The 21,314-nt window shown below is 71.4% G+C and carries 25 protein-coding genes; 9 read left to right on the forward strand and 16 right to left on the reverse strand.

Going from position 1 to position 21,314, the window contains the following annotated elements; genetic code table 11:
* Positions 1-54 precede the first annotated feature (54 nt).
* Positions 55-1,374, reverse strand: a complete 1,320-nt coding sequence (locus KBX00_RS20240) for a ribonuclease D (protein WP_210829256.1) — start codon at positions 1,372-1,374, stop codon at positions 55-57.
* A 78-nt stretch (positions 1,375-1,452) separates the two neighbouring features.
* Positions 1,453-2,025 carry a DUF3000 domain-containing protein gene (locus KBX00_RS20245; protein WP_210829258.1) on the reverse strand — a complete coding sequence of 191 codons (573 nt, stop codon included), beginning with the start codon at positions 2,023-2,025 and terminating at the stop codon, positions 1,453-1,455.
* A gap of 204 nt (positions 2,026-2,229) precedes the next feature.
* Here KBX00_RS20245 and hemE point away from each other — a divergent pair, with 204 nt between their 5' ends.
* Genes hemE through hemQ form a run of 3 tightly spaced genes read left to right on the forward strand, consistent with a single transcriptional unit; the run spans position 2,230 to position 5,440 of the window.
* Positions 2,230-3,327, forward strand: coding sequence for a uroporphyrinogen decarboxylase (hemE, locus tag KBX00_RS20250; protein ID WP_210829260.1), 1,098 nt, complete (start codon positions 2,230-2,232; stop codon positions 3,325-3,327).
* 5 nt (positions 3,328-3,332) lie between these two features.
* Positions 3,333-4,742, forward strand: a complete 1,410-nt coding sequence (gene hemG, locus KBX00_RS20255) for a protoporphyrinogen oxidase (protein ID WP_210829262.1) — start codon at positions 3,333-3,335, stop codon at positions 4,740-4,742.
* A complete protein-coding gene (gene hemQ, locus KBX00_RS20260) occupies positions 4,739-5,440 on the forward strand; it encodes a hydrogen peroxide-dependent heme synthase (RefSeq protein ID WP_210829264.1) in 702 nt (233 codons plus the stop codon). The genes hemG and hemQ overlap by 4 nt, the downstream gene beginning before the upstream one ends.
* 86 nt (positions 5,441-5,526) lie before the next feature.
* On the opposite strand, the gene KBX00_RS20265 is transcribed toward hemQ, so the two are convergent.
* From KBX00_RS20265 to KBX00_RS20280, 4 genes are all read right to left on the reverse strand, one after another.
* Positions 5,527-6,624 (reverse strand): lytic polysaccharide monooxygenase, encoded by a 1,098-nt coding sequence (locus KBX00_RS20265; RefSeq protein ID WP_210829265.1) that lies wholly within the window; start codon positions 6,622-6,624, stop codon positions 5,527-5,529.
* Positions 6,625-6,914: 290 nt separating this feature from the next.
* Positions 6,915-7,985, reverse strand: coding sequence for a lytic polysaccharide monooxygenase (locus tag KBX00_RS20270; RefSeq protein ID WP_210829266.1), 1,071 nt, complete (start codon positions 7,983-7,985; stop codon positions 6,915-6,917).
* A gap of 199 nt (positions 7,986-8,184) precedes the next feature.
* Positions 8,185-8,625: a GNAT family N-acetyltransferase gene (locus tag KBX00_RS20275; protein WP_210829268.1), complete on the reverse strand. Its 441-nt coding sequence runs from the start codon at positions 8,623-8,625 to the stop codon at positions 8,185-8,187.
* A gap of 154 nt (positions 8,626-8,779) precedes the next feature.
* Entirely contained in the window at positions 8,780-9,040 is a 261-nt protein-coding gene (locus KBX00_RS20280; RefSeq protein ID WP_210829467.1) for a Prokaryotic metallothionein, read from the reverse strand.
* Between the two features lie 153 nt (positions 9,041-9,193).
* On the opposite strand from KBX00_RS20280, the gene KBX00_RS20285 reads away from it, so the two are divergent.
* Both KBX00_RS20285 and KBX00_RS20290 read left to right on the forward strand, forming a co-directional pair.
* On the forward strand, positions 9,194-9,943 hold the full coding sequence (locus tag KBX00_RS20285; protein ID WP_210829270.1) for a lytic polysaccharide monooxygenase: 750 nt from the start codon (positions 9,194-9,196) through the stop codon (positions 9,941-9,943).
* A 182-nt stretch (positions 9,944-10,125) separates the two neighbouring features.
* The gene (locus KBX00_RS20290) at positions 10,126-10,740 is read left to right on the forward strand and encodes a DUF305 domain-containing protein (RefSeq protein ID WP_210829271.1); all 615 of its coding nucleotides are present in this window, start codon (positions 10,126-10,128) and stop codon (positions 10,738-10,740) included.
* Positions 10,741-10,763: 23 nt separating this feature from the next.
* Here the strand turns inward: KBX00_RS20290 and msrB are convergent, their stop codons facing one another.
* The gene (msrB, locus tag KBX00_RS20295; RefSeq protein ID WP_210829275.1) at positions 10,764-11,174 is read right to left on the reverse strand and encodes a peptide-methionine (R)-S-oxide reductase MsrB; all 411 of its coding nucleotides are present in this window, start codon (positions 11,172-11,174) and stop codon (positions 10,764-10,766) included.
* Between the two features lie 47 nt (positions 11,175-11,221).
* Between msrB and ligD the strand changes: the two genes are divergently transcribed.
* Complete coding sequence (gene ligD / locus KBX00_RS20300) at positions 11,222-12,247, forward strand: non-homologous end-joining DNA ligase (protein WP_210829276.1); 1,026 nt, start codon at positions 11,222-11,224, stop codon at positions 12,245-12,247.
* Between the two features lie 10 nt (positions 12,248-12,257).
* Here ligD and KBX00_RS20305 read toward each other — a convergent pair whose 3' ends face one another.
* Positions 12,258-12,455 (reverse strand): DUF397 domain-containing protein, encoded by a 198-nt coding sequence (locus KBX00_RS20305; RefSeq protein WP_210829278.1) that lies wholly within the window; start codon positions 12,453-12,455, stop codon positions 12,258-12,260.
* On the reverse strand, positions 12,448-13,317 hold the full coding sequence (locus KBX00_RS20310; protein ID WP_307868966.1) for a helix-turn-helix transcriptional regulator: 870 nt from the start codon (positions 13,315-13,317) through the stop codon (positions 12,448-12,450). Before KBX00_RS20310 ends, KBX00_RS20305 begins: the two co-directional genes overlap by 8 nt.
* Positions 13,318-13,497: 180 nt before the next feature.
* Between KBX00_RS20310 and KBX00_RS20315 the strand changes: the two genes are divergently transcribed.
* On the forward strand, positions 13,498-13,791 hold the full coding sequence (locus tag KBX00_RS20315; RefSeq protein WP_210829282.1) for a hypothetical protein: 294 nt from the start codon (positions 13,498-13,500) through the stop codon (positions 13,789-13,791).
* Here KBX00_RS20315 and KBX00_RS20320 read toward each other — a convergent pair.
* The 3 genes from KBX00_RS20320 to KBX00_RS20330 all read right to left on the reverse strand — a co-directional run bounded on the left by KBX00_RS20320 (position 13,781) and on the right by KBX00_RS20330 (position 15,702).
* Complete coding sequence (locus tag KBX00_RS20320; RefSeq protein ID WP_210829283.1) at positions 13,781-14,233, reverse strand: GNAT family N-acetyltransferase; 453 nt, start codon at positions 14,231-14,233, stop codon at positions 13,781-13,783. The genes KBX00_RS20315 and KBX00_RS20320 overlap by 11 nt on opposite strands.
* 48 nt (positions 14,234-14,281) lie before the next feature.
* Complete coding sequence (locus tag KBX00_RS20325; protein ID WP_210829284.1) at positions 14,282-14,650, reverse strand: hypothetical protein; 369 nt, start codon at positions 14,648-14,650, stop codon at positions 14,282-14,284.
* Between the two features lie 326 nt (positions 14,651-14,976).
* Entirely contained in the window at positions 14,977-15,702 is a 726-nt protein-coding gene (locus KBX00_RS20330; RefSeq protein WP_210829285.1) for a DUF899 family protein, read from the reverse strand.
* Positions 15,703-15,764: 62 nt separating this feature from the next.
* On the opposite strand from KBX00_RS20330, the gene KBX00_RS20335 reads away from it, so the two are divergent.
* Positions 15,765-16,439: a helix-turn-helix domain-containing protein gene (locus tag KBX00_RS20335; protein ID WP_210829286.1), complete on the forward strand. Its 675-nt coding sequence runs from the start codon at positions 15,765-15,767 to the stop codon at positions 16,437-16,439.
* Between the two features lie 45 nt (positions 16,440-16,484).
* Here KBX00_RS20335 and KBX00_RS20340 read toward each other — a convergent pair whose 3' ends face one another.
* Both KBX00_RS20340 and KBX00_RS20345 read right to left on the reverse strand, forming a co-directional pair.
* Complete coding sequence (locus KBX00_RS20340; protein WP_210829290.1) at positions 16,485-18,068, reverse strand: alpha/beta hydrolase; 1,584 nt, start codon at positions 18,066-18,068, stop codon at positions 16,485-16,487.
* A 33-nt stretch (positions 18,069-18,101) separates the two neighbouring features.
* Positions 18,102-19,202: an ATP-dependent DNA ligase gene (locus KBX00_RS20345; protein WP_210829291.1), complete on the reverse strand. Its 1,101-nt coding sequence runs from the start codon at positions 19,200-19,202 to the stop codon at positions 18,102-18,104.
* Between the two features lie 136 nt (positions 19,203-19,338).
* Here KBX00_RS20345 and KBX00_RS20350 point away from each other — a divergent pair, with 136 nt between their 5' ends.
* A complete protein-coding gene (locus KBX00_RS20350; protein WP_210829292.1) occupies positions 19,339-19,551 on the forward strand; it encodes a hypothetical protein in 213 nt (70 codons plus the stop codon).
* A gap of 9 nt (positions 19,552-19,560) precedes the next feature.
* Here KBX00_RS20350 and KBX00_RS20355 read toward each other — a convergent pair whose 3' ends face one another.
* Both KBX00_RS20355 and KBX00_RS20360 read right to left on the reverse strand, forming a co-directional pair.
* On the reverse strand, positions 19,561-20,478 hold the full coding sequence (locus KBX00_RS20355) for a DNA-3-methyladenine glycosylase (protein WP_210829294.1): 918 nt from the start codon (positions 20,476-20,478) through the stop codon (positions 19,561-19,563).
* A gap of 117 nt (positions 20,479-20,595) precedes the next feature.
* On the reverse strand, positions 20,596-21,264 hold the full coding sequence (locus KBX00_RS20360; protein ID WP_374225338.1) for a hypothetical protein: 669 nt from the start codon (positions 21,262-21,264) through the stop codon (positions 20,596-20,598).
* Between the last annotated feature and the right edge of the window lie 50 nt (positions 21,265-21,314).

The following is a 21,314-nucleotide window of genomic DNA, read 5'->3' on the forward strand; positions in this document are numbered from 1 at the left end:
CCACGGCCCGGGGTCCGGGCCCGGGCCCGGGCCCGGAGCGGGGGTGGGGGTGGGTCAGGGGGTGGGGGTCAGGGCGGTGGGGAGGTGGGGGAGGAGGAGGGTGATCTGCCACTCGCGGGCGTGGTGGGCGCGCAGGGCTTCGGCGACGGTGGTGTCGCTGATCTCCTCGGGGGGTTGCCAGGCGACCCGGCGGACGGTGTCGGGCGAGATCAGGTTCTCCGGGGGCAGGTTGTGCTCCCCGGCCACCCGCAACACCACCTCCCGGCAGCGGGTCAGCCGGGCGGCGGCAACCGGGTCCCGCTCCGCCCACCGGTGCGGTGGGGGTGGGCCCTCCACGGTCGGCGCCACCGGCAGGGCATCGTCCGGCAACTGCCGAGCGTCGTCCAGTGCCGCCAGCCAGGTACGCGCCAACCGCCGCACCGACCGACCACCGAAGCCGGGCAGGGTGAGCAGCGCCTTCTCGTCCCTCGGATCCAACTCCGCCGCCGCGACGATGGCCGAGTCGGGCAGCACCCGGCCGGGTGCCGAGTCCCGCCGAGCGGCGATCTGGTCTCGGGCGTACCACAGGGAACGGACCCGGGCCTGTGCCCGCGCGCCCCGGACCCGGTGGATTCCGGACGTCCGTCGCCAGGGTTCGGCGCGTACCCGGGGCGGTCGGGCACCGTTGCGCACGAGCGCGTCGAACTCCTCCGCCGCCCACTCGGACTTGCCCTGCCGGGCCAACTCCGCGTCGAGCGCGTCGCGTAGGTCGGTCAGCAGCTCGACGTCCAGTGCGGCGTAGGTCAGCCAGGACTCGGGCAGCGGCCGGCTCGACCAGTCCGCCGCGGAGTGGTGCTTCTCCAGGCTGAATCCGAGCACCTGCTCGGTGAGCGCGGCGAGCCCCACCCGCTCGAAGCCGGCCAGCCGCGCCGCCAGCTCGGTGTCGAACAACCGGCGTGGCCGCAGCCCCAGCTCCGCGAGGCAGGGCAGATCCTGGTTCGCCGCGTGCAGCACCCACTCCGTCTCGGCGATCGCGGCGTCGAGCGTGCTCAGGTCGGGCAGCGGCAGGGGGTCGATCAGCGCGGTGCCGGCACCGGCACGACGCAGCTGGACGAGGTACGCGCGCTGGCTGTAGCGGTAGCCGGAGGCGCGTTCGGCGTCCAGGGCCACCGGCCCGGCTCCGTCGGCGAAGCGCGCCACCACCTCGGCTAGCTGATCGGGGGTGGCGACTGGCTCGGGGGTGCCGTCGCGGGGCGCGGTCAGCGGCACGGACTCGCCGCCGGTGGGCTCGGTCCCCGCATCCGAGGGCTCCGACCGCGCCGACGGCGGGTGCAGCGTGTCGTTTCCCGTACGGCTTGCGGCGGCCCGACGGCGCAGGGGTGGTTCGTCGGTCACCTGACAACCCTAGTGCGCGAGTGGATCGAGTGCCGCCACCCGCCCCCGCCGCGTGTCGGCCTGGTCGCTCGGATGTGCTCAGCCGGTGGCGGCCGGGCGGCGTTCGGGCAGGGCGGTGACGCCGGGCGGCGGCAGGCCGGCGGTGGAGGCGAGCAGCGTGCACCAGGCGTCCAGGTGCGCGGCGAGGTCGACGCCGGTCGGTGTCCAGGAGGCGCGGATCTCGACGTCGCCGGCCGCGGGCGGCCCGGCCAGCTCACCGAACCGGGTCGACATCGTCTGCGTGATAGTGCCGCCGATGGCCCGGTACGCCGCGTCCTGGGCGTCGAGGGCGTCGGTCAGCCAGGTCCATCCCACTCCGGGCAGCAGCGGGTCGGCGGCCAGGTCGACCTCCATCTCGGCGGTCACGTAGGTGACCAGCCGCAGCGTGCCCTGCCACGCCTCGTGCCCGGCCGGATCGTGCAGCAGGATCAGCCGCCCGGACGCCACCTCGTCACCGTCACGCAGCACCGAGGCGGAGAGTGCGAAAGAGTAGGGGGCCAGCCGCTGCGGTGCCCCCACCTCCTCCAGCAAGATCTCCGGCCGGGGCGTCGCCGACCGGAGCCCTGCGACCGCGCGGGCGAACGTGTCCGGAAGCGCGATCGGGGGGGCCATGCCCGCAGCCTAAGCCGCCGCACGGGTCAGGTCGCGTCGGCACGCCGACGATCGACACCCCGTGATCCACGGATGCCAACGACGTTGATTGTCAGAAAGGGGCCTCTGCTGTACCGGAGGCGTTGACAAGGTGCCCGTCCTTCTACATCACAAAGGCGGCGGTGGGCGGGGGGCGACGATCGGCCGCGTGGCACGATTGCCGCGATGACCACCGACACCACGGGCACCGCCGCCCGAGACGACGAATCCCGCCCCGGCGGGCCCGCCGATTCGGCCTTCGTGCGGGCGTGCCGCCGCCGGCCGGTCCCGCACACCCCGGTCTGGTTCATGCGCCAGGCGGGCCGGTCGCTGCCGGAGTACCGCGAGATCCGGGCCAGCGTGGCGATGCTGGAGTCCTGCCGCCGGCCCGACCTGGTCACGGAGATCACCCTCCAGCCGGTTCGCCGGCACAACGTGGACGCGGCGATCCTGTTCAGCGACATCGTGGTGCCGGTGGCCGCCGCCGGGGTCGACCTGGACATCGTGCCCGGCACCGGTCCGGTGGTGGCCGAGCCGGTGCGTACCGCCGCCGACGTCGAACGGATCCGGCTCATCGGCCGCGACGACGTCGACTACGTCGACGAGGCCGTCCGGCTGCTGGTCAAGGAGTTGGGCGACAGGCCGCTGATCGGCTTCGCCGGTGCCCCGTTCACGCTGGCCAGCTACCTGGTGGAGGGTGGTCCGTCGCGTACCCACGCCAAGACCAAGGCGCTGATGCACGGCGAGCCCGAGCTGTGGCACGCCCTCGCCGGCCGGCTGGCCGAGGTGACCCTGGCGTTCCTGCGGGTGCAGATCGAGGCTGGTGTGTCGGCGGTACAGCTGTTCGACTCGTGGGCCGGCGCGCTCTCCGAGGCCGACTACCGCCGGTTCGTGCTGCCCCACTCGACGAAGGTGCTCACCGGGCTCGCCGACGCGGGGGTGCCCCGGATCCACTTCGGGGTGGGCACCGCCGAACTGCTCGGCGCGATGGGCGAGGCCGGCGCCGACGTGGTCGGCGTCGACTGGCGTACGCCGCTGGACGTCGCGACCCGCCGGATCGGGCCGGAGCGGGCCGTGCAGGGCAACCTCGACCCGACCCTGCTGCTCGCCCCGTGGCCGGTGGTGGAGACCGAGGTGCGCCGGATCCTGGAACAGGGCCGGGCCGCGCCGGGGCACGTGTTCAACCTCGGCCACGGCGTGCTGCCGGAGACCGACCCGGAGGTGTTGACCCGGGTGGTCGCCCTGGTGCACGAGCTGTCGGCCCGACCGGTCGACCGGGGCTGACCGTCATGGCGACGCGGCGGCGGGTGGCGGTGGTCGGCGGCGGCATCGCCGGCCTGGCCGCCGCGGTCCGGTTGCGCGACCAGGCCCCCGCCGACGTCGACATCACCGTGTACGAGCAGTCCGGCTCGCTCGGCGGCAAGCTGCGCACCGGCGAGCTGGCCGGCGGCCCGGTCGAGTTCGGCGCCGAATCGTTCCTGATCCGCGACCCGGCCGGCGGGGAGTCCGCCGCCGTGGCCCTGATCCGCCGGCTCGGCCTGGCGGGACGGATCGTCCACCCGACCGTCGGGCGGGCGGCGCTGGCCGTCGACGGCGGGCTGCGCCCGATCCCCGGCGGCACGCTTGTCGGCGTACCCGGTGATCTGGACAAGGTGGCGGCGGTGGCGCGGCCGACCCCGGAGGCCGACCGCGACGGTGGTGGGCCGCTGCTCGGCGACGACCAGGACGTCGCGGTGGGCGCGCTGGTCCGGGCGAGGTTCGGTGACGAGGTGGTCGACCGGCTGGTCGACCCGATGCTCGGCGGGGTGTACGCCGGCCGGGCCGACGACCTGTCGCTTGTCACCACCATGCCCGCGTTGGCCCGGGCCGCCCGGGTGGAACACACGCTTGTCGCCGCCGTGCGCGCGGCGCAGGCCGCCGCAGCGCGCGCCCCCGGCGAGCCGGTCTTCGGCACCCTCGACGGCGGGTTGAGCACCCTTGTCGACGCGGCGGTGGCGGCCAGCGGCGCGACCATCCGTCGCCACGCGGCGGTACGCGAACTCACCCCGACCGGCGCCGGTTGGCGGCTGACCGTCGGCCCGACCCGCGACCCGGAGCATGTCGACGTGGACGCGGTGGTGCTGGCGGTGCCGGCCCGGCCGGCGGCGCGGCTGCTCGCCGACGTCGCCCCGGAGGCGGCGAAGGAGATCGGCGGGCTGGACTACGCAAGCGTCGCGCTTGTCACCCTCGCGCTGCCCGGAGCGGTGCTGCCGGACCTCTCCGGCTTCCTGGTGCCCGCCACCGAAGGACTGCTGGTCAAGGCGTCCACCTTCTTCACCACCAAGTGGGGGCACCTGCGCCGGCCGGACGGGTTGGCCCTGGTGCGCGCCTCGGTCGGCCGGTACGGCGACGAGGAGCAGTTGCAGCGCCCCGACGAGGACCTCGCCGCCACCGTGCACCGGGAAGTGTCGGCGGTGCTGGGCGCGCCGCTGCCGGCCCCGGTCGCCGGGCACGTGCAGCGCTGGGGCGGCGCGTTGCCGCAGTACAACCCCGGTCATCTCGACCGGGTCGTCGCCGCCCGGTCGGCGCTGCGGGCGGCACATCCGACGCTGCGGCTGGCCGGCGCCGGCTACGACGGGGTCGGCATTCCGGTCTGCGTCCGCTCCGGCGAGACGGCGGCCGAGGAGATCATCACGGCACTGGAAGGATCGGGGAGATGACCGAGCAGACGAACGCGGCCCGACTGAAGGAACTCAACGACACCATCCGCTACACCATGTGGTCGGTGTTCCGGGCCAGCGCGCCGCTGCCGTCGCTGCGCGACAACGTCACCGGCGAGGTCGAGTCGCTGATCGAGGAATTGGCCGGCAAGGACGTGGTGGTACGCGGCACCTACGACGTGTCCGGGCTGCGCGCCGACGCCGACCTGATGGTGTGGTGGCACTCCTCGTCGAGCGACGCGCTCCAGGACGCGTACCTGCGGTTGCGGCGGACCGCCCTCGGCCGGGCGATGACCCCGGTCTGGTCGCAGATGGCGCTGCACCGGCCGGCCGAGTTCAACAAGAGTCACATCCCGGCGTTCCTGGCCGGTGAGGAGGCCCGCGCCTACCTCTGCGTCTACCCGTTCGTCCGGTCGTACGACTGGTATCTGTTGCCCGACGCCGAGCGGCGGGAACTGCTGGCCGAGCACGGCAAGATGGCTCGTGGCTACCCGGACGTACGGGCCAACACGGTCGCCTCGTTCGCGCTCGGCGACTACGAGTGGATGCTCGCCTTCGAGGCCGACGAGCTGCACCGGATCGTCGACCTGATGCGTGACCTGCGAGCCTCCCGCGCCCGGTTGCACGTCCGCGAGGAGGTCCCCTTCTACACCGGCCGTCGCCGCTCGGTCGCCGACATCGTCTCCGCCCTGGCCTGAGCCGGCCCGCCGGGTCGCCCGCCCGGCTCGTCCACTGAGCCGGGCGGGGCCGCGCCTGAGGGAGTGTGGCGCGGCCCCGGCCGGGGTCAGGTGGTGGCGGTGCAGGTCACCGTCGGTGTGGTCGTGCTGTTGCCGGAGGCCAGGAAGCCGAAGCTGGTGCTGGCGCCTGCACCTAGGTTGCCGTTGTAGCTGACGTTGGTGGCGGTCACCGTGGAGCCGCTGGAGCTGACTGTGGCGTTCCAGGCCTGGTTGACCTGTTGGCCGCTGCCGTTGGTCCAGCTCACTCGCCAGCCGCGGATGGCGGCGTTGCCGGCGGTCACCTGGACCTCACCCTGGAATCCGCCGGACCAGGTGGAGGTGACCCGGTACGTCGCCGAGCAGGCACCCGTCACCGGCGGGTTGGTGGTGGGCGGGGCAGTGGTCGGCGGGGTGGTGGTCGGTGGCGTGGTGGTCGGCGGCGTGGTCGTGGGTGGCGTGGTGGTCGGCGGGGTGGTGCCGCCACCGAACTGCACGTCGCTGCAGTGGTAGTACGACTGGTCGAAGTGGCTGGCCTGCCAGACGGTGAAGATGATGTGCCGGCCGGTGCGGCCGGGCGCGTTCACCGGAATCTGGATCGACACCCCGTCGACCTCCCGTTGCCACTGCGACGCCGGCGTGTAGCCGATCTGGCCGACCAGTTCCAGGTCGGACCAGGCCAGTGGCTTGGTGAGCGTGTCCACACCCTGCCGGGTGGCGTACACCCGGAGATAGTCGGCGCCGTGGCTGGCCTGGTCGAAGAACTTCAACTGGAAGCTGTTGGGGACCGGGGTGGTCCGCCAGGCACCCAAGGTGTCGAGGGCGTTGTAGCGACCGCCCTCGGCCCGCCCGCCCGAGCAGAGCTGGCCGTTCGGTACGGCCGCCTGGTGGTTGCCGCCCACCCCCTCGCGGAGTTGGCCGTTCCAGTTCCACATGGCGGCCGGGTTGGCCTGCCAGGCCTGCCAACACATCGGGTCCTCGGTGGCCATCCGCGGGTTCATGTGGTCACCACCCCAGCGTTCCCAGCAGCCGTAGGCGCGGGACCCGGGGTTGACCGTGGCGCCGTGCGCGGAGACGGGGTTTGTCAGCGCGGTGGTGAGCAGCAACAGGGCGACGGCCGCGACGGCCAGCAGCCAGGCGGCGCGTGGTGATCTGAGTACGTTCGACATGGAGCTCCCCAAGGGAATCGTCAGTTCGCGACTGCGCCCGGACGCTCGGGAGTTGCCTCTCCCGTGGCCGATCTGCGTTGCCCCTGTGGTGTTGGCTCCGGAGGAAGCGTGCCACGAAGCATCGGCGTACGTCAACGCGGGAAGCGCTCTCCGGAGCGGGACTCCGGCACCACCACCAGACGGGTGCTGGCCACCCGCCCGACTACCGGCGGCCGCTGCCTGACGTGCCGGTTGCCGGCTGAGCCGGGCGGGGCCGCGCCCGAGGGAGTGTGGCGCGGCCCCGGCCGGGGTCAGGTGGTGGCGGTGCAGGTCATCGTCGGTGTGGTCGTGCTGTTGCCGGAGGCCAGGAAGCCGAAGCTGGTGCTGGCCCCGGCACCGAGGTTGCCGTTGTAGCTGACGTTGGTGGCGGTCACCGTGGAGCCGCTGGAGCTGACTGTGGCGTTCCAGGCCTGGTTGACCTGTTGGCCGCTGCCGTTGGTCCAGCTCACTCGCCAGCTGCGGATGGCGGCGTTGCCGGCGGTCACCTGGACTTCGCCCTGGAATCCGCCGGACCAGGTGGAGGTGACCCGGTACGTCGCCGAGCAGGCACCCGCCGGTGGCGGGTTGGTGGTCGGCGGGGGAGTGGTCGGTGGCAGCGTGGTCGGTGGGGTCGTGGTGGGCGGAGGGTTGGTTCCGCCGCCGAACTGCACGTCGCTGCAGATGTAGTACGACTGGTCGGAGTGACTGGCCTGCCAGATCGTGTAGATGACGTGCCGGCCGGTGCGGCCCGGGGCGTTGACCGGGATCTCGATGGAGACTCCGCCCGGCTCCTGCTGCCACTGCCCGGCCGGCGTGTTGCCGATCTGACCGACCAGTTCCAGGTGCGACCAGGCCAGCGGGGTGGTCAGCGCGTCGTAGCCCTGCCGGGTGGCGTACACCCGGATGTAGTCGGCGCCGTGGCTGGCCTGGTCGTAGAACTTGAGCCGGAAGCTGTTGCCGACCGAGGTGGTCCGCCAGGCGCCCGGCACGTCCATCGCCCGGTAGCGGCCGTTCTCGGTGCGTCCGCCGGAGCAGAGTTGGCCGTTCGGGATGGCGGCCTGGTGGTTGCCGGCCACGCCCTCGCGGTAGAGGCCGTTCCAGTTCCACATGGCGTTGGTGTCGGTCTGCCAGGCCTGCCAGCACATCGGGTCCTCGGTGGCCATCCGGGGGTTCTGGAAGTCACCGCCCCAGCGCTGCCAGCAGCCGTAGTTGCGGGAGATGGGGTTGGCCACCGAGCCGTGCGCGGAGGCGGACCGCACGAATGCCGTGGAGAGCAGCAGCGTGGCGACGGCCGCGACGGCCAGCAGCCAGAGCGCCCGTGATGATCTGAGCGAGTTGGACATGGAACCCCCAGGGGGAGTCGTCGGATCTCGACATCGCCCGGACGCTCGGGAGTTGCCCTCCCCCGTGCCGTCGGTGTGGCCCTCGTGCGCTGACTCGGAAGGATGGCACGTTCAATCGTTTACCGTCAATGGGGAAAGCGATTTCCTGCACCCGGTGCGAGGGGTCGTCGAAGCGCTTCCACCACCGGGTTCGGGTCGCCTACCACTTCCGGCGCATGGGGGTGTGCGGGATGCCGTCCTCGACGTATTCCGGCCCGCTGACGGTGAAGCCGTGCCGGGTGTAGAAGTCGACCAGATGCGACTGGGCGTCCAGCACGCACGGTCGGTCGCCGATCTCGGCGAGCGCCGCCGTCATCAGGCGGCCCGCGTGCCCGGCACCGCGCACCGCCGGGGCCACCACCACCCGTCCGATCCTGGCCACCCCGCCCGGGTCGGCCAGGATCCGCAGGTACGCCACCGGAGCGCCGTCGTGGGTCAGCCACAGGTGCCGGGTGCCGGGCTCGACGTCCCGCCCGTCGATCTCCGGGTACGCGCACTCCTGCTCGACCACGAACACGTCGACGCGCAGCCGCACCAGGTCGTGGAAGGTGCGCGCGTCCAACTCGGCGAAACCGGCGCTGTGCAGCTGCGTGTCAGACATCCCGCCAGGCTAGTGCGCTCGCCGGCACGCGCCCTGGAGCTGGATTGAGGATCTTGGAGACTTTCCGTTAGCTGAACCGAATCTTTCCAAGATCTGGTGTGGCGTCCTTCGTTCTTCGGGTGGTTGGTTGCTGCGGATGATCGGTCGACGGGCGTCAGGCTGGGCGGGCGCCGACGGTGTCGCGGATCTCGGCGCCCTGCTCCGTCTCCACCGCGCGGGCGCAGTGGCCGCAGCAGAAGAACCGACCGGAGACCTCGACCCCGTGGCCGACGATCTTGATGCCACAGTGCTCGCAGATCGGCGCCAGCCGGTGGATCGCGCACTCGAAGCTGTCGAAGGTGTGCACGTCACCGCTGACCGTACGCACCTCGAACGCCAACCAGTAGTCGTTGCCGCAGACCTCGCAGGTTGCCACGCCCCGTACCTCCATCAGAAAGACCTTTTGTCCCATCTTGCGGCACGGCGCCAGACGGCTCTCGTTTTATTGACATCGGTCTTTACTGTTAACAAGGTTTAAATTATGTTTGGGGCACCTCACCAGGCACCACGCCGACAAGGAGTTGCCGCCATGCGTCGAAGATTCACCCTTCCGCTCGTCGCGACGGGCGCCATGGTCTCCACCCTGGCCGTCGCCACCCCCGCCCAGGCCCACGGCTACGTCTCGTCGCCACCGAGCCGCCAGGCACTCTGCGCCCAGAACCGGGTACCCGACTGCGGGCAGATCAGGTGGGAACCGCAGAGCGTCGAGGGCCCGAAGGGGTTGCGCAACTGCCACGCCAACATCTCGCACTTCGCCGTCCTCAACGACGACAACCGTGGCTGGCCCGCCACCTCGGTCGGCACCACCGTGACGTTCACCTGGGTCAACACGGCCATGCACGCCACCCGCGACTGGGAGTACTTCATCGGCAACACCCGGGTCGCGGTCTTCTCCGGCGGCGGGCGCCAGCCCGGCGCGACCGTCTCGCACACCGTCAACCTGTCCGGCTACTCCGGCCGGCAGAAGCTGCTGGCGGTGTGGAACATCTCTGACACCGCGAACGCCTTCTACTCCTGCGTCGACCTGCAGATCGGCGGTGGCGGCGGCAACCCCACGCCCAGCCCGAGCCCCACCGCCAACCCGCCCGCACCGTCGCCCACCCCGACGGTCGCGCCGACCACCAACCCGCCGAGCGGAGGCACCTGGGCCGCCGGTCGGGCGTACGCGGTCGGGGACCAGGTCACCTACGGTGGCCGCACCTACCGCTGCCGGCAGGCACACACCGCCATCGCCGGCTGGGAGCCGCCGAACGTACCGGCGCTGTGGAGCCAGATCTGACCAACGGGAGGTGCGGCCGGAGCTGGCCGCACCTCCCGCCCGCCGTACCGCCGCACCCGCCCGCCGTGCTGTGCGCGGGAGCTGGTGTGCTGTCGGCCGGAGCCGCCGTGTCGCGGGCCGGAGCCGGCGTGCTGGGGGCCCGAGTCGTCGGGTCGTCGGCCCGCTGGCCCACAGTGCGTGCCGTGGTGCGGGCACGGCGTGCCACGCTGCGTGTGCTGCCGCTGCACCTGATCGCGGTGCTGCTGGTTGCCGGCTGTGGCGGCTCGTCCGGGCAGCCCCCGCCCGCCGACGCCACGACGCCGGTGGTCGCGGCCTCTAGTGGGACGCCGGCCCGCACGCCTGATGCCACCAGCGAGATGACCGGTATCGACCTGCTGTTCCTGTCGATGATGGCCGGGCACACCGAGCAGACCCTCCAGATCGTCCGGCTCGTTCGGGACCGACTGACCGACAGCGAACTGCGCACCCTGGTCGCCGCCGTCGCGGCGACCGAGTCCGACGAACTGGCCACCGCACGCGGCTGGCTGGCAGGTGCCGGGCGCAGCGCCCGCGCCGACGACCACGCCGGACACGGCACGGGCCCCGAGCAGTTGGCGCGGCTGCGCGACGCCCCGGCCGCCGAGGTCGACGCGGTGCTGATCGAGGTGCTCAGCGCGCACCAACAGGCCGCGGCCGACCTGGCCCGGGCCCATCAGGCGGCGGGTACCGACGCACGGGTGCTCGACCTGGCCCGGCGTGTGGAGCAGTCCCGTACCGCTCAGGTCGCGCTGATGGCCGGCCGGCCCGCGTCCGGCTGACCGCCCGGCGGCGCGGGCCTGGGTCAGGCGGTGCTCGGGTCCAGGCGGATGGAGAGCGAGTTCACGCAGTGCCGGGTGTCCTTCGGGGTGAAGCCCTCGCCACGGAAGACGTGGCCGAGGTGGCTGTCGCAGCGGGCGCAGCGGATCTCGGTGCGGCTCATGCCGAGGGAGTTGTCCTCGATCTCCTTGATCGCGCCGGGGATGGCGTCGTCGAAGCTCGGCCAGCCGCAGTGCGAGTCGAACTTGGTGTCGCTCGGGTACAACTCGACACCACAGGCCCGGCACCGGTACATGCCGGGCGTCTTGGTGTCGACGTACTCGCCGGTCCACGCCGGTTCGGTGCCGTGCTCGCGCAGCACCCGGAACTCGGCGGGGCTGAGCCGGACCCGCCACTCGTCCTCGGTGTGGGGCAGTTCGCTGTCGGGAAGAGTCACAGGTCAACGGTACGCCGAAGGTCGGACCCATCGCATATGGTCGCGCAATGGGTGGCACGAAGGCTGCGGCCGAGCAGATCGAGGTGGCCGGGCACACCGTACGACTGTCCAGTCCCGATCGGGTGATCTTCCCGGAGCGGGGCTTCACCAAGGCCGACGTCTTCCACTACTACGTCAGCGTCGGCGACGGCATCATGCGGGCGCTTGGCGACCGGCCGACGACGTTGCAGCGCTTCCCCGACGGCATCGAGGGGGAGATGTTCTTCCAGAAGCGGGTGCCGACCCGGGGCGTGCCGCCCTGGGTGCAGACTGCCGAGATCAGCTTTCCCAGCGGGCGCAAGGCCGCGGAGCTGTGCCCGGCCGACCTGGCCCACGTGGCCTGGGCGGCGCAGATGGGCACCGTGGTGTTCCACCCCTGGCCGGTCCGCGCCGCCGACGTCGACCGGCCCGACGAGCTGCGGGTCGACCTCGATCCCCAGCCCGGCACCGACTTCGCCCATGCCGCCACGGCCGCCACCGAGCTGCGGGCGATCCTCGACGAGCTGGGCGTGCCGGGCTGGCCGAAGACGTCCGGCGGCCGGGGCGTGCACGTCTACCTGCGCATCCAGCCGCGCTGGACGTTCGTCGAGGTACGCCGGGCCACCATCGCACTGGCCCGGGAACTGGCCCGCCGCCGGCCCGACCTGGTCACCACCGCCTGGTGGAAGGAGGAGCGCGGCGAGCGGGTCTTCGTGGACTACAACCAGATGGCGCGGGACCGCACCATCGCCTGCGCGTACTCGCTGCGCGCCAACGCCCGGGCGACCGTCTCCACCCCGGTCACCTGGGACGAGCTGACCGACGTCGAGCCGGACGACTTCGACCTGCGTACCGTGCCGGAACGGCTGGCCCAGCGTGGTGACCCGCACGCCGGCATCGACGACGCCGGGTGGGACATCACCCCCCTGCTGGAGTGGGCCGAGCGGGACGCCGCCGCCGGAGAGGGTGACCTGCCCTACCCGCCCGACCACCCGAAAATGCCCGGCGAACCCAAGCGGGTCCAACCCTCCAAGGACCGCGACCGCCCCCGCTGACCGGGCTGGGCTACGCGGGACGGTTGCCCTTGAGGGTCTGCACAAAAGACCGCCACTGGTACGCGTCGAACAGCAGGATCGGACCGGTGACGTCCTTGCTGTCCCGCACCCCCACCACGCCCGCAAGACCTTCCGCCACCTCGACACAGTTCCCCTGAGCGGTGCTGCGGCTGCTCTTGCGCCACGTCGCGCCGGTCAGATCAGTCATGATGTCTCTCCCTGATTCGCCGCAGGAGTGTGCGTGACTCCTCAACACTCAGCGCCTCCGCGCTGAGTTCGGTCCAGACCCCGGCGTAGGCCCGGACCTCTGCCACCCGGTCAAGGTACAGCGCGCCGGACAAGCCTTCCGTGTACACGGTCGTGGGCTCGGCTGACCTCGCACCACGCGTCGGGAAATCCAGGATTGCGAAGTTTCCGACCACGGCCGCGTCGCTGAGTTTTCTGCCGAGCGGCAGCACTCTGACCGTCACGTTGGCGGCATCGCTGGCGGCGACCAGCTTGTCGATCTGCTTGGCCATGCCGGGCATCGTCTTGTACAGCAGGCTCTCCTCCAGAATCGCGTCCAGAGCGGGAGCTGCCGGTCGTCTCCTCGTGAGGACGCGCTGACGTTCGATCCGTAGTTCGACGTGTTTCGCAACGTCATCTTCGGTTGCGCCGCCGGACTGAGTTCGCGCCAACTCGCTCACGTATTCGGGGGTCTGGAGGAGTCCTGGCACCAGAGCGTGTTCATACGAGCGGATGCGACAGGCGGCGGATTCGAGTCCCACGTACAGCTGGAACCAGCGGGGGATCACCTCGCCGTAGGCGTGGTACCAGCCTTTGCTCTTGGATTCCTTGGCGAGACTGACAAGCACCTCGGACATCTCGGGGGCGGCACCGTAGAGGCGGCACATCTGCTCGACGTCCAAGGCCCGGATCGGGGTCTGGCCAGCCTCGATGCGGTACATCTTGGCCCGGGACCATTCAAGGTCCGAGGCGGCGGCCTCCAGGCCGATGCCGGCCTGTTCCCGCGTCTGTCTGAGCAGCCGGCCGAGTTCACGGCGCGGCACTGTCGATCCTGTCTCGGTCACGCCCCCTCCGGTTGTCTCATCCTGACGCATCATCGGCTCCGCTCCGAGGAATTCGAGGTCTCATCGGCTCATTTACGTGTCGCCGGATGACTGTCTCACGCGGAGCCTTGCATCCATTGCCGACACTCCCGCAGGCTTCCCGCAGGAATGGCGACAATTGATCCGGTGAGACGAGGCGGCATGAATTCTGGGGAGCAGGGGTGGTTGTCCGCGACGGTCGAGGATCTGCCCGAGATCGACGTCGACAGCAGGCCGGAACTGCTGGTGCTCGTGGCGGAGGACAGCGGTGCCCCGGCCGGTTGGGTGATCGTGCTGCCCGGCGGTGACTTCTGGATGATCCGCAATTCGACCCGGAGCATGATCCACGGGTCGAGTCTGTCGACGCTCACGAGCTTCTGGGCCACCGTCCTCGGCTGCGAGGTGGGACGGCCCCGGCTGTCGGACTCACCGGCAGGCGAGGAAGTCAGAGGCTGAGCTTCATACCCTCGTGGCTGGCGACGAAGCCGAGCCCGAGATAGAAGCGGTGCGCGTCGTGGCGGGCCTTGTCGGTGGTGAGCTGCACCAGCCCGCAGCCGCGCTGCCGGGCCGCATCGATCGCCCAGGTCATCATCTGGCGTCCCAGCCCTCGACCGCGTTGGTCCGAGCGGACCCGGACCGATTCGATCAACTGCCGCTCGGCGCCGTGCCGGCCGAGCCCGGGGATGTAGGTGAGCTGCATGCAACCCACCACCTCGCCGTCGGTCTCACCGACCACGAGTTGGTTGCGCGGGTCGGCGGTGATGTCCGCGAACGCCTTCTCGTACGTGGCGTCGACCTCCCCGACGTCACGGGTGCGTCCGAGCACGTCGTCGGCGAGCAGGTCGAGCACGGCCGGCAGGTCCGCCCGGACCGCCTCACGGAAGATCACCTCACTCATCCCGCGAGCGTCCCACAACGGTGCGACCCGATGCGCGGCGGAGCACCGTCAACTGTCGCTCTGCCGGCTGACGCGTTCCAGCACCGCCACGGAGGTGCCGACGGAGGCGCATCCGACCGGGACGGGTGGCAGATGTTCTGGCGGGCCGCCCTCTGTGAGCGGGGTCTCGAAGAATCCGCCACCGCCGTCGACCCGATCACCCACGACGATCTCTCCGACGTCAGGCACGCGTACGCCCACCTGGCCGTTCGAGAGCAACGTGGTGCCCGGCGGCCAGACCAACACCTCCGCGGCCCCTGTTTCGTCCCGCAGGATCAAACAGCCGCCAGCACCGACGCCCACCCGACCGTGCATCGCCGCGAGAAAGTCGTACGTGGCACCGGCGACCAGGGTCCGGTAACCGTCTCCGTTCAGCACCCGGCCGCTCCCGGTCGCCGGGGCAGGCGTCGGTCCCGGCGGCTGCCCCGACGAGATCCCAGGGGGCTGTTCGGTGCTGGTAGGTGTTCGAGGGCTACCGGCGCAGCCGGTCAATGCCAGCAACAACCCTGCAACAAGGACATCGATCCGTAGCACGAACCCATTAGATCCGTTATGTCCACACCTATCCCCAGGGACATGCCGATCACATCGCCGACCTGGGCGCGCCATAGGGGCCATTCCCTGGGCCGGACTACGGCGGGCCCAGGGAATTCGTTCAAGCCCCGTTGACCCGAGGTGCGTGACTACGAGGCGCCCCGAGGTGCTCAGTGGCAGTGGTGCTGGTCCGACTGGACGGGCGTGGCGCCGGGGCGGGTCCACTGGGCTACCGGGCGGCCGTCCTTGCGCCACCAGCTGTATGTCGGGTCGGCCTGCGGCCAGCCGTCGGGAGAGTCCTCCCAGGCTTCCTGTCGTCCATAGGCGGTCATGTCGAGCAGCTTGAGCGAGCCCATGATCGCCTCGACGCCGCGTCCGGTCGTCTCGTAGGTGAGGAACACCCGGTCGCCCCGGCGCAGGTAGCAGGCGATGTTGCCGCCGCCGGCGACGGCGGGATCCTCGATGCCGTAGTTCGAGTACCACGGGTGGAGGTAGCCCATGAACTCGCGGAACGGTGCGATCTCCTCGTACGGTCCCTCGGCGAAGACCGCGAACCTGATGCCCCGTGCCGCCAGGTAGCTAGCCTCGTGGAAGTTCCAGATGCTGATGGTGCAGCCTTCACACTGCTCCTCGAACGGCTTGCCGAGGTGCCACATGTGCTTGTAGACCACGAGTTGGTCTTGCCCGTCGAAGATGTCGAGCAACGAGACCGGGCCCTGCTCGCCGATCAGCTTGACCGGGTTGACCTCGGTCATCGGCAGGCGGCGGCGGGCAGCGGCGATGGCATCACCGGCCCGGGTGTGCTCCTTCTCCCGGACGAGCAGTGCGTTCCGTTCCCGGAGCCAGGTGTCGCGGTCGACCACCGGAGGTGCTGGCTGTGTGTCCATACTCGGCATGCCGCTACTATAAACATAGCGAAGACTCGTGTGAAAGAAGTTGATTAGGATTGCCTACCAAGTTGACCTACGCGCACCACGGCGACGCCTGCCGAGCTGCCAACGCGCTCGACCTGGTGGGTGACAGGTGGACGCTCATCGTCGTCCGCGAACTGCTCCTCGGACCCAAACGCTTCGCCGACCTTCAGGAGTCCGTCCGTGGCATCACCCCGGCCGTCCTCAGTGACCGGCTCAGATCCCTGCGTCAGGCCGGCATCATCGACCAGGTGACCCTGCCCGACCTGGCCCGCACCCGCGCGTACGCCGTCACCGAGTGGGGTCGTGGCCTGGAGTCGGTCCTCGCCTCGCTCGGGCGGTGGTACTCCTCCGGGCCGGACCCCCGCACCAGCGGTGGCATGACACCTGACGCCATGGTCCTCGCCATGCGCACCATGGCACCCCCTGTCCCAGAGGGCCTGCCGCCGACCGCCCTGCGCCTCCACGACACCCGCCAGCCCGACCCACCGGTCCGCGACTATCGGCTGACCACCGCCGACGGGCTGCTGGACGTCCGGCCCGGTACCGCCGTCGACCCGGTGGCGACCGTGACCGCCGACTCGACGGCCTGGAGCGAGGTGCTGTTCGGTGGCCTGCCGCTCACCGACGCCGAACGCGCCGGCACCGTACACGTGGAGGGCGACCGCGACACCGTCACCCGCGTCATACGCCTCTACCTCGGCGCGAGCGTGAGCCGTTGAACGGACGACGCCCCGCCGTCAGTACGGCGAGCGACCGCCGGCCGGTCAGCGGGCTGGGCAGCGCTTGCCGTCGGGTGGGACGGTCAGGTCGATCAGGTACGCGTTGACCGCCTGGGTGATGCAGGCCGTCTGCGGGTAGGCGGTGTGCCCCTCGCCCTCCCAGGTGAGCACCCGGCCGACACCCAGCATCTCGGCCAACGCCGGGGTCTGCTCGTACGGTGTCGCGGGGTCGCCGGTGGTGCCGACGACGAGGATCGGCGGGGCACCCTCGGCGCGGCCGGTCGGATAGGGGTCGCTGCCGCCCGGCCACTCCGTGCAGGAGACCAGACCGGCGGCGAGTGGTGCGCCGAACAGCGGGTACTGGCTGCGCCACTCGGACTGGAGCTGGCGGATCCGCTCCAGGTCGGGGCGTTGTTCCTCGTCGGCGCAGTTGATGGCCAGGTTGGCGTCGAACAGGTTGCTGTAGTTGCCGTCGGAGTCGCGGTCGGTGTAGTTGTCGGCGAGCCGGAACACGTCCGTCGGGTTGCCCTCGTTCAGCCGGTCGATGGCCTGGGCGAGCTGCTGCCAGCCGGGCTCCGAGTACAGCGACGAGACGATGGCGTAGAAGATCCAGCCGGCGGTGGCTTCCCGGCCGTCGGCGGAGCGGACGGGGGAGACCTCGGCCTTGTCGATGGCCGAGGTGACCGCCGCCCGGGCGTCGGGGGCGATGGGGCAGCGGGCCGCGTTCGCCGCGCACCACCTGGTGAAGTTGTCGAAGGCGCGTTCGAAGCCTTTCGCCTGGCTCTCCGAACCCTCGATCAGATCTTGCCGGGGGTCGACCGCGCCGTCGAGGACAAGCGCCCGCACCCGCTGTGGGAACAACTGGGCGTACGTGGCCCCCAGCAGGGTGCCGTAGGAGTAGCCGAGGTAGGTCAACTTCTCGTCGCCGACGGCGGCCCGGATCGCGTCCATGTCGCGGGCCGCCTGCTCGGTGCCGTACAGCGGTAGCTGGTCGCCGTACTTGGCGCCGCAGCCCTGGCCGATGCGCTCGTTGAGCGCGACGAAGTCGTCGAACGACGCCTGGCTCTCCGGGTCGGGGTTGTAGCCGAAGACGGCGTCGAGGTCGGCGTCGGAGATGCACTCGACCGGGCTGGACCGGGACACCCCGCGCGGGTCGAAGCCGACGATGTCGAAGCGTTCGAGGATGGCGTCGGGCAGGCCGCCGTACTGCTCGCCGAAGGTGAGGTAGACGGCGGTGTCGACGCCCGAGCCGCCGGGGCCGCCCGGGTTGACCAGCAGCGAGCCGATCCGGTCGCGCTGGTTGGTGGAGCGGGCCCGCAGCAGCGCGATCTCGAAGGTCTCACCGGCACCGGGACCGGTCGTGGCGGCGCTGCCGCCCGCCCAGTCGCGCGGCACCTGGATGCGGGTGCACTCGTACCTGATGTCCGGTGCCTGCCGCCCGACCACCTCGTCGGCCACCTCCGGGCAGGACCGCCAGGTCGCCGCGGACCCCGGTGCCGCGGCCTCGCCGTCGACGTCGGTGCGCGGCGCGAACGCCGGCAGCGTGCAGCCGGCGGTGACCACCACGGCGGCGGTCAGGCCGGCCACGGTGAGCCGGAAACGGCGGATCCGGTCGGGCGTACGGGTCACGAACGAGCCTCCGTGATCAGATCGACGGCCAAGCTATGCGGACCCGGCCGACACCGCCGGGTCACCCCGCAGCACCTGGTCCACGTCGAACCGGACCGGCCGGTCAAGTTGATCGTATCGGCAGGAGAGCGGGTCACGGTCGGGTCGCCAGCGAACGAAGCGCGCGGTGTGCCGGAACCGGTCACCCTCCATCGCGTCGTACGCCACCTCGACCACCAGTTGCGGGCGCAGCGGCTCCCATTCCAGGTTCTTCGTGCCGGTCCAGCGACTGACCCCGCCCGGGATGCGTTGCCCGCGCTCGTGGTCGCCGTGCACCCACGGGTGCTCGTCCCCGACGTCGCGGTAGGGGGCCAGCTCCTCCAGCAGCTCGGCGCGGCGGGCCATGGTGAACGAGGCGCTCACCCCGACGTGGTGCAGCACTCCGGCGTCGTCGTAGAGGCCGAGCAGCAGCGAACCGACCACCGGACCGGACTTGTGCCAGCGGAACCCGGCCACCACCGCGTCGGCGGTGCGGGCGTGCTTGACCTTGGACATCAGCCGCTTGCCCGGCTCGTACGGCAGGTCGGCGGGCTTGGCGATCAACCCGTCCAGGCCGGCGCCCTCGAAGACGTCGAACCAGCGGCGCGCCACCTCGGCGTCGGTGGTGATCTGGGTGACGTGCACCGGGGGTCGTACCCCGGACAGCGCCTGCTCAAGCCGGGCGCGGCGGGTCGGGTAGGGGGCGTCGAGCAGGCCCTCGTCGTCGAGCGCGAGCAGGTCGAAGGCGACGAAGTCGGCCGGCGTGGTCTCGGCGAGCAGCTTCACCCGGGAGGCCGCCGGGTGGATGCGCTGGGCCAGCAGCTCGAAGTCGAGCCGGGGCTGCCCGTCCGGGCCGTCGCGGCGGATCACGATCAGCTCGCCGTCGACCGCGCAGCGCGGCGGTAGCTGCCGGCGGGCCTGCTCGACCACCTCGGGGAAGTAGCGGGTCATCATCTTGCCGCCCCGGCTGGCCAGCTCCACCTCGTCACCGTCGCGGAAGACGATGCAGCGGAAGCCGTCCCACTTGGGCTCGTAGGTCATCCCCGGGGCGGTGGGGATCGAGCTGACGCTGCGGGCGAGCATCGGCTCCACCGGCGGGTTGATCGGCAGGTCCACGGCGATCAGTCAACCAGACGGCACCGACAGCGGTGACCCGGATCACGGCCGCCCGGTGGGCGGCGTGTCTTGCTGACGCCCGTCACGTGCCGTCCGGGCGAATCGGAAAACCGCAGGTCAGAGCTACTTTCGCGAGGTGGCGGAGTGGGTGTGCGGGTGCTGCGGACGGTGGCGGGTGAGCGTCGAGCTGATCCACGGCCGGTACCTGTACCGGTTGGTGCACACCTATCCCCGACGCTTCGGCGGCGGCAAGAACGTGCTCGGCGAGGTGGGATCGGTCGACGAGTTGGCCGAGCTGCTGCGTCGGCGTACCCCGGTCGACCTGGCCGACCTGCGCGAGGCCGCCTGAGACCGGCGTTCAGTAGTGGGCGAAGGAGCGGATCGGGGCGCGCGGGCCGAACTTCGGCGCCTGCACGGCGGCGGCCTCCAGCAGCCAGCAGACCCGGCCCCGGTGGCCCCGGAACGGTTCCAGCAGCTCAAGCATCCGGGCGTCGTTGCCGCGTGGCTCACCGGCCAGGGCCCAGGCGACCGTGTTGGGTACGTGGTAGTCGCCGACGCTCACCGCGTCCGCGTCGCCGTACGCGACCCGGACGACCTCGGCGGCGGTCCACGGCCCGATGCCCGGGATCGACCGCAGCAGGCGAGTGGCCTGGGCCGAGTCGGCGCATCGTTGCAGTCGGTCGGCCATCCGGGCGGCCCGCGTCAACGTCTCGGCCCGGCGCTGCTCCACGCCGAACGGATGGAAGACCCAGTACGGCGCGGCGGCCACCGCCGCCGGGTCGGGTGGCAGCAGCAGCCGTACCGGCCCGGGCGCCGGCTCGGCGAAGTGGCGCACGGTCGCCGCGTACCCCCGGTAGGCCTCCTTGCCGGTGACCTTCTGCTCCAGCACGGCCCGCAGCACCCGGGGAAAGACCAGCCCGCTGGCCGGCATCCGTAGCCCCGCCTGCTGACTGGCCAGCCTGGCCACCACGGGGTGGCTCCCGGCCAGCTCCGCGAAACCGGTCAGGTCGTCGCGGAGCCCGGCCACCGCGTCGGCGTGCTCGACCATCCAGCCGGCACCCGGGCCGTGACCCTCGGCGGTCAGATCGCCGCCCTCGGGTCGCAGGGCGAGGGTGGCCGGTCCGTCGGGCGTGCGCGCCGCCCACCAGAAGACGCCCGCGATCATCCGCGCACACGGGTCGTACGGGCTGAAGGTGAGCGGGCGCACCGAAGCGGCGAAGCGGTAGCCGGGCGGGGTTCGCAACACCCGGTTGGTGGTCGGCGGCGTCCAGCTCACCGCCTCACTCTGCCACGCGGGCCACTCGGTCAGCGCGGCGCACCTGGTCCGGGTAGGAACGCCGGTGGCCGGCCGCGCCATTGCTGGCTGCGGCCGGCCACCCGACGTGCTGATGGATCAGTAGTCGTAGTCGGAGTCCGCGTCGTTCGACTCGGTCTTCGACGGCGGGGCGACCGCCTTCGGGGTGCCCTTGGGCAGGCACTCCAGGTTCTTGCTGCCGTCCGGGTTGACCACGAACCAGGTGCCGCCGACGCCCTGGCCCTTCCAGGCGCCCGGCTTCTTGTCACCGATGTAGGTGTAGAGCGGCCAGCCGTCGAGGGTGATCTGACGGGTGCCGTCCTCGCGGGTGATGGTGCCGACGTCGTCGTCGGAGACGCCCTTCAGCTCCGGAGCGCCGTCGGTCAGTGCCGGCGGCCACACCTCGGCGCACTGGCCGTCGCAGTTGGACGACGGCGGGTCGTTGGTGTCGCGGTCGAAGCGGTACAGGATGTATCCGTCCTGGTTGACCACGGCGCTGCCCATCCGGGGGAACTTCTTGCCGGTCAGGCTGGCGGTCAGTTCGACACCGTCGGGCAGGGGAGCGTCGGTCTCGGCCTCCGCGCCCGGTGACGCCGAGGCGCCCGGTTCCGCGCTGGCCTCGGGGTCGGCGGTCACGCTGGGCTCGGCCGCGGCGACGGCGACCGGCTCGGCCGCGCCCGCGTCCGCCCCGTTGTAGCCCGCGGGTGCGCAGGCCGTAAGTGCGAACATGGCGCCCACGGCGATGACGGTCCGCTTCATCTGTGCCACGTGCCCTCCTCATGCTTGGCAAGTTCACCGGGAAGTACGGACCGATCGCT

The sequence above is a fragment of the Micromonospora sp. C95 genome (genome assembly GCF_018070465.1).
In the GTDB taxonomy this organism is placed as follows: domain Bacteria; phylum Actinomycetota; class Actinomycetes; order Mycobacteriales; family Micromonosporaceae; genus Micromonospora.

Bases quoted from the DNA above. Each gene is read 5' to 3' on its own strand.
- KBX00_RS20245 (WP_210829258.1), bottom strand. From the start codon at position 2,025: ATGGCCCCCCCGATCGCGCTTCCGGACACGTTCGCCCGCGCGGTCGCA.
- hemE (WP_210829260.1), top strand. From the start codon at position 2,230: ATGACCACCGACACCACGGGCACCGCCGCCCGAGACGACGAATCCCGC.
- hemG (WP_210829262.1), top strand. From the start codon at position 3,333: ATGGCGACGCGGCGGCGGGTGGCGGTGGTCGGCGGCGGCATCGCCGGC.
- hemQ (WP_210829264.1), top strand. From the start codon at position 4,739: ATGACCGAGCAGACGAACGCGGCCCGACTGAAGGAACTCAACGACACC.
- KBX00_RS20265 (WP_210829265.1), bottom strand. From the start codon at position 6,624: ATGTCGAACGTACTCAGATCACCACGCGCCGCCTGGCTGCTGGCCGTC.
- KBX00_RS20270 (WP_210829266.1), bottom strand. From the start codon at position 7,985: ATGTCCAACTCGCTCAGATCATCACGGGCGCTCTGGCTGCTGGCCGTC.
- KBX00_RS20275 (WP_210829268.1), bottom strand. From the start codon at position 8,625: ATGTCTGACACGCAGCTGCACAGCGCCGGTTTCGCCGAGTTGGACGCG.
- KBX00_RS20285 (WP_210829270.1), top strand. From the start codon at position 9,194: ATGCGTCGAAGATTCACCCTTCCGCTCGTCGCGACGGGCGCCATGGTC.
- ligD (WP_210829276.1), top strand. From the start codon at position 11,222: ATGGGTGGCACGAAGGCTGCGGCCGAGCAGATCGAGGTGGCCGGGCAC.
- KBX00_RS20305 (WP_210829278.1), bottom strand. From the start codon at position 12,455: ATGACTGATCTGACCGGCGCGACGTGGCGCAAGAGCAGCCGCAGCACC.
- KBX00_RS20315 (WP_210829282.1), top strand. From the start codon at position 13,498: ATGAATTCTGGGGAGCAGGGGTGGTTGTCCGCGACGGTCGAGGATCTG.
- KBX00_RS20320 (WP_210829283.1), bottom strand. From the start codon at position 14,233: ATGAGTGAGGTGATCTTCCGTGAGGCGGTCCGGGCGGACCTGCCGGCC.
- KBX00_RS20330 (WP_210829285.1), bottom strand. From the start codon at position 15,702: ATGCCGAGTATGGACACACAGCCAGCACCTCCGGTGGTCGACCGCGAC.